A 12,618-nucleotide genomic window follows, 5' to 3' on the forward strand; every position below is an offset into this window, starting at 1 on the left:
TACGCTTTGTGCGAACCTCATCCAGGGACACTCATTTTTGCTTAAAGTTTGTACGGAAAGTGTGCAACTAAAAAAAAATGAGGGTTTTAACGCATTTATCTGTGATGAGGCCTATCCAAACTATGATTTTTTTGTGCCATAATCACGCCGCTTGCTAAACGTCTGGCGAGTTAAAGGGAGCTTTTAAAAATGAAAAAAATGTTGTTGGTAGGTGTTGTTGGTCTGTCCGCTCTGCTGGGCGGTTGTGCAAACACCAGCGAACTGGAAACTTCCGTTCAGAATCTGTCTAACAAAGTTGACCAACTGGCTCAAGATGTTAGCGCTGTTCGTGCTGATCAGTCCAAGATCGCTGCTGATGTTGCAGAAGCCAAGCAAGAAGCTATGCGTGCTAACCAGCGCATCGACAACATGGCTACTTCCTACAAGAAGTAATCCATGCGAAAAAATGGCGCATTTCAATGCGCCATTTTTTTTGCCTGAAATTCGTCAAATACCCGCTTTTTTTCCCGCTAATATCCGCCTGACAAGGCAATGCCGACGAATCGGCATCCCCTCATCTGATTTTCCTGTCGCTCAATAGAGCAGGCTGTAGAGCTTGCGACGATAACTCTGCGCTGCAGGGTGCGCACCCATGGTTGCCAGCACATCGAGATAGATCTTCTTGGCATCGCCAAAGGCGAGATCACGTTTGAGGATGGTGAACAACAGGGCCAATGCCTCCTCCTGTCTACCAACTTGGCTGTAAAGCACCGCCAGCTCCTGGGCGAGGGCATGGTCATCCGGCTGTTCAGCGTGGCGCAGCTCCAGGGCGCGTAGCTCAGGACTGTCGCTGGCCTGCAGCGCCAGCGAGAGGCGGGAGCTTAGGGTCTGGTAATGATCATCCTGTGCCACCATGGGGATGGTCGAAAGCAGGCTCTGCGCCTCGTCGAGGAGATTGAGATCCAGCGCGGCCTGTATCAGCCAGAGCGTGATGTCGTGACGCTCGGGGGCGAGGCGATGGGCCTGGCCAAGATGGGTGTGCGCCACATTGGCTTGCCCGTTCTCCAGCGCCTGCTTTGCCTGATCGAGCAGTAACTCCTCCTCTTTGGGGGCAAAGGCGGCGAAATATTGGCGCAATGTGGCTTCATCCTGCGGCCCTTCCAGAATGGCCTGTTCATCCGGGCGCCCCTGATGGAACAGCACCAGCGCTGGCAGTGCGCGCAAGGCAAGCTGGCTGGCCAGAGGTTGCAGCTGGGGGTCGTTCATGTCGACTTTGGCAAGGGTCACCGCCGCATTGGCCGGGCCGACCAGCGCTTCCACTTGCGGGGTCATGGCCTGGCACTCCGGCATCTGGGGCGCGTGGAAATAGATGACGACCGGCTTTTTCATGGACGCATCGAGCAATTCTGCGTGGAAGTTCTGGGGAGTGATGTCGACGATCATGAGGCTGACTCTCGAAAAATGGTGTGGATCAACATGGGGTCCAGCGGGGTGGAATTCAAGCGTGCGTCCAGCAGATGGGCATCGACCCGGCGGGTCGGGGCAGCCAGGCTGAGCCATCCGCTGCCCGTGGGCCAGTCACGGATTTCATAGTGGCGATTGTCGAGGTGATTATTGAGCTGCCATGCCTGCTCCGGAAGGAAGCTGATCTTGTCGAGTCCGGCGGCAATGCCGTCGCCATGCGCCTTGAGCACAGCTTCTTTGCGAGACCATAGTCGATAGAAGGCCGAATGTTGCTCCTCTCGGGGCTGGGTGTTCAACCATTGGTATTCGCTTGGCGCATAGAAGCGTTTGGCCAGCGGCAGTATGGGGCGGTGACGCAAGCCCATCTCGATGTCCACCCCGAGGGGGCCCTCCTCACAGAGGGCGATCACCAGCCACTCTCCGCTGTGGCTGAGGTTGAACTGCCAGCAATGACTGAGCAGTGTCGGTTTGCCATGCGCACCGATGCCAAAAGTCAGGGCATCGGCACGGCAATGGAGTCGCTCGGCCAGCAGGCGGCGCAGCAGCACCCGGCCGAGCAGGTACTCATGCTGGCGACCCGCCTGGTGGATCTCGTGCCAGTGACGGCGTTCATCCGGGGCGAGTTCGGATGCCAACCTGATCACCAGGTCTGCATCAACGCTTGCCGTATTTAACAAATAGAGATCCGCAGATAGCATAATATTTCACTTAAAAATGGGGGTGAAATAGCGATAACAGTCCGTTTGATGCGCTCAAAACCGATGCTTTCAAGATTGTATATTGTTTGGGCATGATCACATAAATTGCGCTAAACAGAGCATTTCCTTGCAAAAATGTGAGGTCGATTGGGATTTTCGCTTGCCTCGATAGAATTCTTGGATATAGTCGGGTGCTGTTGCCTTATAAATTGCCCTTTCGGGCTGCATTTTAACAAGTTTCACTCTTTTTGCGGGGATAAAGGATTGCGCCACCTGATGCTACTGCTGGTCGCGCTCGGAATGGTGGGTTGTGCATCGGCACCCCAACCCGAGGTCGCGAGCAAGATCGAGGTTTCCATGATGGAACCCGTGATTGAACCCGAAGTTTCACCAACCCCTGACGTCAACGAAATCCTGACCGTATACAAAGAGTGGCGCGGCGTTCCTTACCGGATGGGAGGAAGCAGCCAGCGAGGCATCGATTGCTCCGCCTTCGCCCGTGAAGTGTTCCGCAATGCCGTCGGCATCGAATTACCCCGCGATACCCGCTCCCAGGTCCATGAAGGCACCCGGGTTTCCAAACAGGATCTGGTCGAAGGAGACCTGGTCTTCTTCAAGATCAACCGCCGCCTCAATCACGTGGGCATCTATGTCGGCAATGGCGAATTCATTCATGCCTCCACCCGCGCCGGGGTGACACGCTCCAAGCTCGACAGCAGTTACTGGCGCAGCAAATTCTGGCAGGCACGCCGGATAGACATCTGAGTCAGGCTGGACAAACGGCTCGCAGTACGGACTGTTTTTCCAACCTCACTTGAACCGGGCCCTCAGGGCCCGGTTTTTTATGACCCTCGTTTAGACTTTCCCTGGTCGACTCTCTATAGTGTGGCCCCCTTGATCCTCGGCAGGTCCAGCATGACACCCCAGCAGAAAACCGGATTGCACCCGCGCAATCGCCATCAGGCACCCTACGACTTCGACGCGCTCTGCCAGCGTACCCCGGCGTTGACGCCTTTCGTGTTCACCAACGAGCACGGCACCCGAACCCTGGACTTTGCCGATCCGGCCGCCGTCAAGACGCTCAACCGGGCATTGCTGGCACTGCACTATGGCATTGCGCATTGGGATCTGCCCCCCGGCTATCTCTGCCCGCCCATTCCGGGCCGGGTAGACTACCTGCATCGAGCCGCGGATCTGCTGGCCGAGAGCGCGGGATGCGTACCGACGGGCAAGCAGGTTCGAGTGCTGGATGTCGGTGTCGGGGCCAACTGCATCTATCCCTTGCTGGGCGCCCGGGAGTATGGCTGGCGCTTCGTGGGCTCAGACATCGATCCTGTGTCGGTGAAGGCGGCGACCCTGCTGGCCACCAGCAATGGGTTGGGCAACCAGATCACATGCCGTCATCAGGGTAACCCCAAGCATGTCTTTCGCGGGATCCTGGGGCCGAAGGAGCATTTTGCCCTGACTCTGTGCAATCCGCCGTTTCATGCTTCTCTGGCGGAAGCGAGCAAGGGGACGGAGCGCAAGCTGCGCAACCTGGGCAAGGGCCAGGCAGTGGCCGGGGCGCCCGTGCTCAATTTCGGCGGTCAGAAGGCCGAGCTCTGGTGCGAGGGGGGCGAGGCGGCGTTTCTGGCGGCCATGATAGAGCAGAGCAAGGAGTTTGCCAGCCAATGCCTCTGGTTCAGCTCGCTGGTGTCGAAAAAGGAAAATCTGCCTGCCGCACGAAAGGCGCTGGCTCGGGTGGGGGCGCGGGAGGTTTGCGTGCTCGACATGGCGCAAGGCAACAAGGTGAGCCGGATCCTCGCCTGGAGTTTCCTGGACGATGGGCAGCGCAAGACCTGGTGGACAGCCCAGGGGAGATGATCGAGGACGGGGATCAGTGGCGACACGGGCCCTGTCTCTTTTTCAGATCAGATGTTGATTCGTTTGCAGCCTTCCATTCAATCGTTTTCCTGCCCGTGTTTGCTCGCATGTTAGTGACCACTTTCGCGCCTGGTACAGGTGTACGCCGAGATTTTTTTGTACTTGCTGATGAAACTTTCATAAAATAGGACTGGTTAGACCTCTTTACAGGCTTTGAATCGAATAGGGATCGGTAAATGAAAGTTGTCGATTTTCTGAAGCACAAGCGCGAAATTCTGGCGCAACACCCCTTTGAGCTCAAGGATTGGCTCTCTCCGGCGATCCGCGACTACTGGCGTGAGTTTCAGCAAAAGGCACACCTTCACCCCTTGCTGGGAAGAGTGCTGGATCTGCAGGGGGAGTCACAGGATGCCCGCCAGCAAGAGGCTGCCAGAGTCACCCAGGTCGCGAATGGCCAGCCTGCCCTGGCGCAGGATCCCGTGGTGGAGCTCGAAGGCGAAGCGGCGGCACTCTATGCCGAGTTGCAGACCCGCATCGGTGAAGAGACCCATGTAGGTGAGTGGTTGCAGGTCACCCAGGCGTTGATCAACCAGTTCGCGACCGTGACCGGCGATCATCAGTGGATCCACACCGATCCCGAGCGTGCGGCAGCCGAGTCTCCCTTCAAGACCACCATTGCCCACGGCTTCCTGACTCTGGCCCTGCTGCCCCAGTTGACCGGTTCGGTGGACGAGAGCACGCCGGAGTTCCCGACCGCTCGCATGGTGGTGAATTTCGGCCTGGAACAGGTCCGCTTCCCTTATCCTATCAAGGTGGACAGCAACATCCGTGCACGTACCAAGCTGTCGCGTGTCACGCCCATCAAGGGAGGCATCGAGCTCCTCAAGGAGATCAAGATAGAGATCGAGGGGATCCGTCGCCCTGGCTGCGTCATCGAGTCGGTCACCCGGATCTATTTCTGACGCGCTCGTCTTGCGTCCATGAACACAGGCCCACTTCGGTGGGCCTGTGTCGTTTCTGGCGGGTCAGAAACTCGCCCCCAGGGTGATGAGGTGACGCCACTCCTTCTCGCTCACATCCATGTTCAGGCCATGGTAGTCGAGCCAGGCATCGTCCCAATCCAGTTCGCTTGACCAGGAGAGGCGCAGGTGATCGTTGAAATAGTACCTGAGGCCCAGGCTGCCGCTGACGGACTGTTTTCTGGTCAGGTAGGGGGAGGGTTGATCGACGAATTTTTCATAACTGCCCTTGCCAAACAGCTCGAATTTTTCTTCCCAGAGGGTCCAGGGCTGCCGGTAGTCCCAACCCAGGCTGACGAAGGGGTAATTGATGATCCTGTCGTCAAACAGGTCGGAATTGCTCCACACCTCCGGCCTGAAATAGGCCCGCTCCAGACCGAGCTGGGTAATGAGCTCCAGCCGGCGTTGCCTGTCATTCCAGAAGCGGTAGCCGGGGCCGGAGGCATAGTCAATCTCCAGATAGCCGGCATCGATCATGTTGTAATCGATGTCGACGGAAGAGCGCAGGAACCAGTGATCGTCGAAGAAAAAGTCGAGCTTGGGTTTGAGCTTGTATTCGTGGCTGTCGGTGATGTTGTTCGCCGTTTCGTAGATGTACTCGCCATCCAGGCTGTAACGCCAGTCCAGATTGGCAAACTCGGTGGAGACCTTGAGATTGACGTTGTTGGTCTTCTTGGTGTTCTCCTTGAGCTTGATGTTGAGATCCCCGTTCCCTGTCAGCAGCCAGGCATTGGCCTCGTCAGGAGAGTCCAGCAGGGGGATCCCCGTCTTGGTGAGCGGCTTGGGTTTTTCCTGCTTGTCCAGACGCCATCGTTTGATGGCGCGGCGCGGGACCGTCATGGCCTGACTGTAGGCGGGCTTGATGCGGATCTGCTCGTCCGTGATCTCCTCTATGGTCCCGCTCACTCGATCGCCGTTGTGCATCCAGAGGATGTCCGCCATCGCCGCGGAGCCAGGCAGCAGAAGCAACAGGCAAACCACATGACTGATTCTGTTCATGATGGTCAGGCCTTCAGCCGCTCACGGGTTTGGGCAGCCCGCTCTTGCGCTCGAGCAGGGCGGTCACCCGGGCACTGTCGATGTCGGGGGCAGCGATGAACTGCTCGGCTTCGGGGGAGAGCACCAGCGGCGCCCCTTGTGCCATCTCCGCTTCGGTGCGAGAGACGGGGGAGTGTACCTCCAGCCAGCGACGACCGTCGGGTTCCACCGCCATCTTGACCGGCTGGTTGATGACCCGGACCGGGGTGCCGACGGGAACAAGACCAAACAGGGTTTCGATGTCATCCGGGCGCAGCCGGATACAACCCGCGCTGACTCGCAGACCGACCCCGAAATCCTTGTTGGTGCCGTGGATGAGGTAGTCCTTGTTGCCATAGCCAAGACGCATGGCGAACTTGCCGAGGGGATTGTCGGGGCCGGGGGGGACCACGGCGGGCAGATCGATCCCCTTCTGCTCCAGCCAGGACTTGCGGACCATGGGGCCGGGCACCCAGGTCGGGTTGGGATTTTTCGCAATGACGGTGGTGGTCATCTCCGGCGTCTCGCGGCCGATGTCACCGATCCCGATGGGCAGCACCATCACCTCCTGCTTGCCCTTGGGGAAGTAGTAGAGGCGAAGTTCAGGCAGGTTGATGACGATGCCTTCTCGCGGCACGTCGGGCAGCAGCATCTGGGTCGGCAGAGTGAGCCGGGTGCCCGGGGTGGGCAGATAGGGGTCTACGCCGGGATTGGCTTCGAGCAGTGCCAGAAAGCCTGTCCGGGTATGCTTGCCGATCAGTTCCAGATGATCGCCAGGCTGTACGATGTAATCTTCCAGGGCGCCGATGAGACGGCTGTCCGCTGGCGGCAGGGGATAGGTGTTGGACCAGACAGGTGCGGCCCAGAGGCTGGCGGCGGCCAGCAGCAGTGAGACGATACGAGTGTTGAACATGGTTGTTCCTATCGGCTGGGGCGAGGGACGGGTTCCCTTCCAAAAAATGAGCAGAGATTGTCAACGAATCCCGCGGGGATTACCAGTCCGGCACCATGACTGCCGGGAGGGCGGTGGCGAGCGCGTCACAGGGTGTCACTGGCCCATCAGGCTCGCCGTATTCACCCGCCCGGAACCGGGTACAGGGTGGAGACAGTGAGCGAGGAGGCGCTGCCGGGTGAAAGTCACTGGCGTTGGGAGGGGCGGGATCGCCGGATGGCGGTTTTATCGCCAGTCGTCTGATCTGCAACGAGATTTACATTGATTTCCCGGCTAGGGTTGGGTCAATATGAGTGCCCGTGGAGAGATGCCGGAGTGGCCGAACGGGATTGACTCGAAATCAATTGTGGCAGCAATGCCACCCAGGGTTCGAATCCCTGTCTCTCCGCCATTTATTCCCCTCAAGCCCGCGTCCGTCGCGGGTTTGTCATTTCTATCTCATCTCTGTCCATCCCCCGGCTCAGCCATCTCCCAATGTCTTTTCCGATTTGGGGCCGATGGTCACGGGGTCGCGAAGTCTCACCTCATTCGCTCGAATGTCCATTCACCTGATTAGCCACTTGCCGGCCCAGACAGGTCTCCCGGGGTCATCACCAACCTGGTGATGGGGCATGGGCCCGCACCTGCAGGGTCATCTGGCCGACCCCGCGAGCTCAGCCATCGCGATCCCCCTGAGAGGTGCAGAAAGCCTGCGAGTCGATGTGTCCAGACTGGCCATTGGTGCTTGGTTTTCTATCCCGCAGCCATCATCAGAGCAACGTGGCTGCGGGTTGGAGACTCATGCCTTGCGGCTGGCGAGCTGGCGAAGGCGCTGGGTGCTCTGGTGCAGACTCTGGTGCTGCACCTCGTTCAGGGCGCAGTGCTTGAGCACGTACTCGGCGCTGGCCACCACCGTCTTCCAGCGCGGTGCCTTGGGCAGGGTGTCGAGGTTCAGGTACTTGTCGAGGGTGCGGGTCTGGGGACTGGAGCGGTCCATGTAGACCCGCCACAGCTTGCTCTTCTCCGCCAGCACTATCTTGCCCTTGCCGGTGCTCTGCTGCCAGGTCTCCAGGGTGAGACGCATGGTGTCCACCAGGGCGCGGCGCAGAGGTTCGTCATCCTGCTGGCGAATGAGATCGTCGGCCAGCGACCTGAACTCCCCTCCCAGCCGGCTCAGTTCCCCCAGCAACTGGCCATCCTCGATGATGGCCTGGCGAGAGAGGCTCTTGAGGGCGTTCTCCAGTGCAGCCATGCGATTGTCGTCCTGGCGCGGTTCGGTGCCAAGGGTCAGCGCATAGGCGTGCTGCCCCCCCAGGTTGATGGGCAGGGCGCGGGCGTTGAGGGTGTCTCGCTGGCCCGCCACTAGGAAGTCCAGCTCCCGCTCCGGCTGCGCGGTCATGTCGGGCCACTGGCTTGCCAGCGGGGCGGCCAGCCACTCGTCCAGCATCTGCCCCTCCATGGCTTCCGGCTCCTGACCCAGCAGGCGCGCCAGGGCCCGGGAGGCAAACAGCACCCCTCCTTGCTCATCGAGGAAGACCATGGGGTCGGCTCCCTCGCCAAGCAGGGCGAGGAGCCGCTCCTGATCCTGGTGCAGTTGCTCCTGGAGCAGCAGACGGTGCTCTATCTCCTGTTTGAGCAGGCGGTTCTCCACCAGGGAGGCGCGCCCGGCGCTGGCCTCCAGCAGGGCCCTCACCCGGGCGAACAGCTCCTCCTTGCAGAAGGGTTTCACCAGATAGTCGTTGGCCCCGGCGTTGAAACCCTCTTCAATCTCCTTGGGCTGGTTGAGGGCGGTGAGCAGCAGCACCGGCAGCTTCTCCTTGGGGTGCTGCTGGCGCAGACGGCGGCAGACGTCGAAGCCCGAGAGGGTGGGCATCATCACATCAAGCAGGATGAGATCCACCGGCTCCTGAGCCAGCTTGGTCAGGGCGTCGTGGCCGTCGCTGCTGGGCAGGATGCGATAACCGCAGGGCTGCAGCAGGTGGCGCAGTATGTGCAAATTGATGGGCTCGTCATCCACCACCAGGATGACGGGGGCATCTTGCGGCGGGGGGGGCAGATCCTCGCTCTCCCAGTCCGGCAGGATGACGGGCTGCTGGCGTACCAGCTGGTGCTCTATCTGGCGGCTGTCGAGGGTCAGACTGCCCGCCTTGCCGCTGGCCAGCGGCAGGGTGAAGGCGAAGGTGGAGCCGACGCTCGGCTCGCTTTCCACGAACAGCTCCCCCCCCATCAGGTGCACCAGCTGGCGGGTGATGGAGAGACCGAGGCCCGCTCCCTGCTTGCTCACTTCCGGGCTCATCTGCACCAGGGGCTCGAAGATGTGCTCCAGGTGGTCCCTGGCGATGCCGATGCCGGTGTCGGTCACCTTGATGCGCAGGAAGTTGCCCTCCACCAAAGCGCTCAGCACCACCTTGCCCTGGGGGGTGTACTTGATGGCGTTGCCCACCAGGTTGTAGAGCACCTGCTCGAGGCGCTGCTCGTCCGCCAGCACAGGGGGCAGCTCGGCGGGGCTCTTGTCCACCAGGGTGAGGGGCTTGGCTTGCACGAGGTGCTGGCAGAGATCCAGCACCAGCCGGATGACCCCCTTGGAGGAGACCGGCTGGGGGTGGATCTCCAGCTGGCCGTAGCGCATCTGGTGGTAGTCGAGCAAGTCGTCCACGAGGCGCGCCAGACCGTCGGCGCTCTTGATGATGAGGCCGAGCTGTTTCTGCTGCCCTTCGGTCAGGTCCTGCTGGCTGGCGAGCATGGACTCGGCCATCCCCTTGATGCCGTGGATGGGGGTGCGCAGCTCGTGGGAGGTGTTGGCCAGGAGCTCGTCTTTGAGCTTGTCCGCCTGTTGCAGGCTGAGGTTCTGCTTGTGGGTCAGCTTGACCTGCTGTTGCAGCTCCTGGGTCTGGCGTTCGATGAGCTCGATCTTGTCCTTCACCGAGCGCTGCATGTGGCGAAACGCCTGTGCCAGCCGGTCGATGTCGTCGTCGGTGCGGGGGATGGTGATGGGGTGATCCAGGGCGCCGTCAGCCACCTGTTCGGCGGCGGCGGTGAGGGATCGCAGGGGCGCCGTGATGGAGTGGGAGAGCCAGCGGGAGAAGAGGATCAGCAGCAGCAGTGAGCCAGCCCCCAGCAGGATCACCAGGGTCTCGAGCTGGCGGATGGGGGCATAGGCCTCGCTGGTGGAGATCTCGGCGATGAAGGCCCACTCGGTATCGAACACCTTCACCTGGGTATAGGCGGCCAGCACCTCGTCATCGTGGTAGGAGAGGAAGGGGCCGACCCCCTGCTCCCCGGAGAGGGCCTTGATGATGAGGGGGGTCTGCAGCGGTCGGAAGTCGGGGCTGAAGCTGTTCTCCACGCTGAATTCGGGGGCGAGCCAGGCGTTGGCGCGCATCCGCTTGTCCGGGCCGATGAGAATGGTCTCGCCGGTTGCGCCGAGCCCCTCCCGCTCCGCCATGATCTGGTTGAGCTTGTCCGGCAGCAGCTCGAAGATGACCACGCCGCGCACATAGTCGTACTGCATCACGGGAGCGGCGAGGTAGGCGACCACCTGGCCGGTCAGCTCGTTGCGGCCAAAATCGGTGAACTCGAAGATCTGCTGGGGCTTCTGGCCGCCATCGAGGCGGCGCTTGATCTTGGCGAAGGTGTTGCCAAGACCGCTGGACTGGTAGGGGCCCGAGAGCAGGTTGGTGGCGAAGTTGGCCTGCTTGGTGACCGAGTAGACCACGTCACCGTTGAGGTCGACCAGGAAGATGTCGCTGTAGTTGGATTTGCGCACCATGTCGGCGTAGCCGCGATGGAAGCGCTGGTGGACGCGGCCATACATCTCGTCTGCCAGGATGAGGGCGCTGATGGAGGGCTCTATCTCCACCTGACTGTCAGGTTGTTGCAGCTTGTCCCAGGAGCCCGGCACATAGCGGGCCTGGGCGCGGGCACGGGCCTCCTGCGGCGTGGTGCCGAGCTTCTCGAAGGCACCGGTGAAACCGTAGAAGCGACCGATACTGTTGCCGGCAAAGTCCTGCTGGGAGAAGTTGATGATCTGCTCCTTGAGGTTGCCGAAGTAGTCTTGCAGCTGGTTTTTCTTGATGTTGCGCACCGAGACCAGATGGTTGGAGGTCTGGGTGGTGAGATCCTTGCCGTGGCTGTAGAGGAAAAACAGGGTGACGACCAGGAAGGGCACCAGGCCCAACATGAAAAAAGCCAGCATCAGCTGCGGTCTGAGCCCCCGAGGCCTGAAGTTCCATTTCATCGCATGATTTTCAATTGAGAATCCAGTTACTAAGCGCGATGAGTTTCTGACTAAAGGCTAACTATTTCAATGGCTTTATCTTAAATTCGCTCGTCGGGTCACAGGGAGCGGGGGGATTTTCGACCAAGGCGTCTAAAGGGTGAGCAAACAGCACGGGAAAGGGCTCAAAGTGAGAAAAAAGGGTTGTGCCCGGGCTCGGGGTACGTATAATGCGCCTCGTTGTCAGGCAACTGGCACGCAAGCAGTCATGCGGGAATAGCTCAGTTGGTAGAGCACGACCTTGCCAAGGTCGGGGTCGCGAGTTCGAGTCTCGTTTCCCGCTCCAATGCTCCATGGCACCAACCATGGACATCACTCTCAAGGCAATGCCTTGTCAGCATGGCGCGTTAGCAAAGCGGTTATGCAGCGGATTGCAAATCCGTTTAGTCCGGTTCGACTCCGGAACGTGCCTCCATCTTCTCCCTGTTTTCCACGTCACTGACGTTGTCCATCCGCCATGGCGGCCCAGGATGATGCTTCATTGCATGTCAGTCAGCCGTGAACAACCCTCCCGTTGCCACGTCTTGTGCAGATGCTGATCCATCTCGGCCAATGCCTCGCCCCTGGATCCGGACCTCTCTTCGCCCCTCTGTTCTGCCAGTGCGGCCATCTCCTTTATCAGCAGACCGCATTGCCACAGGCTGGCGGTGGGGACCCCGTGATAGGGGATGTCGATGGCATCGTCACGATTGAGCCGCCACTCCTGCCACTGGCTCCAGGCGAGCACGCCCAATGCCCCCAGCAGCGCCGCATCTGCAAGTTTCATCCTGTGTTCCCCCGTTCTGGTCCAGTCCTCGTTAACTCTGGAACAGGGGCCGCGTTTTGCCACCTTTGTTGTTTTTTAGTTAAAGAATGTAACCCGGTTTCATTTTTAGGCTTTTAGCCCCATTTTTTATCAAAAAATGGCGCTGTCGGTGTAGTAATCCTACAATGATTGGCGTAATCTTTGTTCAGTGGTCTTACCAGTGAGGCGTTACATCATGTTTCATCCCTTCTCCCTGACTCAGATAATCCTTCGCCGCATCTTCGTCCTGATGGCGGGTCTGCTCGCCTTCCCGGTGATGCTGTTTCGCCGGGATCGCGCCCGTTTCTACAGCTACCTGCACCGCATCTGGAACAAGACCAGCACCAAGCCGGTCTGGCTCAAGATGAGCGAGCGAGGGGAGCGGATCTTCTACTGATCCTCCCCGTGACGCCCGCTTCACCCGGCGCCAGACTGGCGTGACAGGAAGGCAGGGCGCACCTCCCGATATAAAAAACCGACACCCTGGTGTCGGTTTTTTATATCGGGCTCGAACCGCCACCGGCCTTGTATCCATGGCTGGTCCACGTTGTCTCTTGTCTCTTGTTTCTGTGGGCGACCCTTTATGC

The 12,618-nt window shown here is 59.8% G+C and carries 11 protein-coding genes and 3 tRNA genes; 8 read left to right on the plus strand and 6 right to left on the minus strand.

Annotated features, from left to right (window positions below; translation table 11 throughout):
* Window positions 1-189 precede the first annotated feature (189 nt).
* Window positions 190-432, plus strand: coding sequence for an Lpp/OprI family alanine-zipper lipoprotein (locus AB5Y68_RS17815; RefSeq protein ID WP_010634682.1), 243 nt, complete (start codon window positions 190-192; stop codon window positions 430-432).
* Window positions 433-573: 141 nt separating this feature from the next.
* Here AB5Y68_RS17815 and AB5Y68_RS17820 read toward each other — a convergent pair whose 3' ends face one another.
* Together AB5Y68_RS17820 and AB5Y68_RS17825 are read right to left on the minus strand one after the other, a co-directional pair.
* Window positions 574-1,422 carry a tetratricopeptide repeat protein gene (locus tag AB5Y68_RS17820; protein ID WP_039039317.1) on the minus strand — a complete coding sequence of 283 codons (849 nt, stop codon included), beginning with the start codon at window positions 1,420-1,422 and terminating at the stop codon, window positions 574-576.
* Window positions 1,419-2,141, minus strand: coding sequence for a 4'-phosphopantetheinyl transferase superfamily protein (locus tag AB5Y68_RS17825; RefSeq protein WP_039039318.1), 723 nt, complete (start codon window positions 2,139-2,141; stop codon window positions 1,419-1,421). Before AB5Y68_RS17825 ends, AB5Y68_RS17820 begins: the two co-directional genes overlap by 4 nt.
* A 276-nt stretch (window positions 2,142-2,417) precedes the next feature.
* On the opposite strand from AB5Y68_RS17825, the gene AB5Y68_RS17830 reads away from it, so the two are divergent.
* The 3 genes from AB5Y68_RS17830 to AB5Y68_RS17840 all read left to right on the plus strand — a co-directional run bounded on the left by AB5Y68_RS17830 (window position 2,418) and on the right by AB5Y68_RS17840 (window position 4,966).
* Window positions 2,418-2,906, plus strand: a complete 489-nt coding sequence (locus tag AB5Y68_RS17830; RefSeq protein WP_039039319.1) for a C40 family peptidase — start codon at window positions 2,418-2,420, stop codon at window positions 2,904-2,906.
* Between the two features lie 150 nt (window positions 2,907-3,056).
* Window positions 3,057-4,004 carry a 23S rRNA (adenine(1618)-N(6))-methyltransferase RlmF gene (gene rlmF / locus AB5Y68_RS17835; protein WP_039039381.1) on the plus strand — a complete coding sequence of 316 codons (948 nt, stop codon included), beginning with the start codon at window positions 3,057-3,059 and terminating at the stop codon, window positions 4,002-4,004.
* 236 nt (window positions 4,005-4,240) lie between these two features.
* Window positions 4,241-4,966 (plus strand): MaoC family dehydratase, encoded by a 726-nt coding sequence (locus AB5Y68_RS17840; RefSeq protein ID WP_010673529.1) that lies wholly within the window; start codon window positions 4,241-4,243, stop codon window positions 4,964-4,966.
* A 63-nt stretch (window positions 4,967-5,029) separates the two neighbouring features.
* Here AB5Y68_RS17840 and AB5Y68_RS17845 read toward each other — a convergent pair whose 3' ends face one another.
* Entirely contained in the window at window positions 5,030-6,013 is a 984-nt protein-coding gene (locus AB5Y68_RS17845; protein WP_200886015.1) for a DUF481 domain-containing protein, read from the minus strand.
* Window positions 6,014-6,035: 22 nt separating this feature from the next.
* Window positions 6,036-6,953, minus strand: a complete 918-nt coding sequence (locus AB5Y68_RS17850) for a L,D-transpeptidase family protein (protein WP_368207432.1) — start codon at window positions 6,951-6,953, stop codon at window positions 6,036-6,038.
* A 340-nt stretch (window positions 6,954-7,293) separates the two neighbouring features.
* Here AB5Y68_RS17850 and AB5Y68_RS17855 point away from each other — a divergent pair.
* Window positions 7,294-7,383: transfer RNA gene (locus AB5Y68_RS17855), tRNA-Ser, on the plus strand.
* Window positions 7,384-7,770: 387 nt separating this feature from the next.
* On the opposite strand, the gene AB5Y68_RS17860 is transcribed toward AB5Y68_RS17855, so the two are convergent.
* Entirely contained in the window at window positions 7,771-11,208 is a 3,438-nt protein-coding gene (locus AB5Y68_RS17860; protein WP_010673541.1) for an ATP-binding protein, read from the minus strand.
* Window positions 11,209-11,457: 249 nt separating this feature from the next.
* On the opposite strand from AB5Y68_RS17860, the gene AB5Y68_RS17865 reads away from it, so the two are divergent.
* Both AB5Y68_RS17865 and AB5Y68_RS17870 read left to right on the plus strand, forming a co-directional pair.
* Window positions 11,458-11,533, plus strand: a tRNA-Gly gene (locus AB5Y68_RS17865).
* 55 nt (window positions 11,534-11,588) lie between these two features.
* A tRNA-Cys gene (locus tag AB5Y68_RS17870) sits at window positions 11,589-11,662 on the plus strand.
* Between the two features lie 63 nt (window positions 11,663-11,725).
* Here the strand turns inward: AB5Y68_RS17870 and AB5Y68_RS17875 are convergent.
* Complete coding sequence (locus AB5Y68_RS17875; protein WP_039039322.1) at window positions 11,726-12,013, minus strand: hypothetical protein; 288 nt, start codon at window positions 12,011-12,013, stop codon at window positions 11,726-11,728.
* A gap of 214 nt (window positions 12,014-12,227) precedes the next feature.
* Here AB5Y68_RS17875 and AB5Y68_RS17880 point away from each other — a divergent pair, with 214 nt between their 5' ends.
* On the plus strand, window positions 12,228-12,428 hold the full coding sequence (locus AB5Y68_RS17880) for a YbfA family protein (protein WP_039039323.1): 201 nt from the start codon (window positions 12,228-12,230) through the stop codon (window positions 12,426-12,428).
* The last annotated feature ends 190 nt before the right edge of the window (window positions 12,429-12,618 follow it).

This window comes from Aeromonas sp. R6-1, assembly GCF_040908165.1.
GTDB lineage: Bacteria > Pseudomonadota > Gammaproteobacteria > Enterobacterales > Aeromonadaceae > Aeromonas > Aeromonas caviae.

Bases quoted from the DNA above. Each gene is read 5' to 3' on its own strand.
- AB5Y68_RS17815 (WP_010634682.1), top strand. From the start codon at position 190: ATGAAAAAAATGTTGTTGGTAGGTGTTGTTGGTCTGTCCGCTCTGCTG.
- AB5Y68_RS17820 (WP_039039317.1), bottom strand. From the start codon at position 1,422: ATGATCGTCGACATCACTCCCCAGAACTTCCACGCAGAATTGCTCGAT.
- AB5Y68_RS17825 (WP_039039318.1), bottom strand. From the start codon at position 2,141: ATGCTATCTGCGGATCTCTATTTGTTAAATACGGCAAGCGTTGATGCA.
- AB5Y68_RS17830 (WP_039039319.1), top strand. From the start codon at position 2,418: ATGCTACTGCTGGTCGCGCTCGGAATGGTGGGTTGTGCATCGGCACCC.
- rlmF (WP_039039381.1), top strand. From the start codon at position 3,057: ATGACACCCCAGCAGAAAACCGGATTGCACCCGCGCAATCGCCATCAG.
- AB5Y68_RS17840 (WP_010673529.1), top strand. From the start codon at position 4,241: ATGAAAGTTGTCGATTTTCTGAAGCACAAGCGCGAAATTCTGGCGCAA.
- AB5Y68_RS17850 (WP_368207432.1), bottom strand. From the start codon at position 6,953: ATGTTCAACACTCGTATCGTCTCACTGCTGCTGGCCGCCGCCAGCCTC.
- AB5Y68_RS17860 (WP_010673541.1), bottom strand. From the start codon at position 11,208: ATGAAATGGAACTTCAGGCCTCGGGGGCTCAGACCGCAGCTGATGCTG.
- AB5Y68_RS17875 (WP_039039322.1), bottom strand. From the start codon at position 12,013: ATGAAACTTGCAGATGCGGCGCTGCTGGGGGCATTGGGCGTGCTCGCC.
- AB5Y68_RS17880 (WP_039039323.1), top strand. From the start codon at position 12,228: ATGTTTCATCCCTTCTCCCTGACTCAGATAATCCTTCGCCGCATCTTC.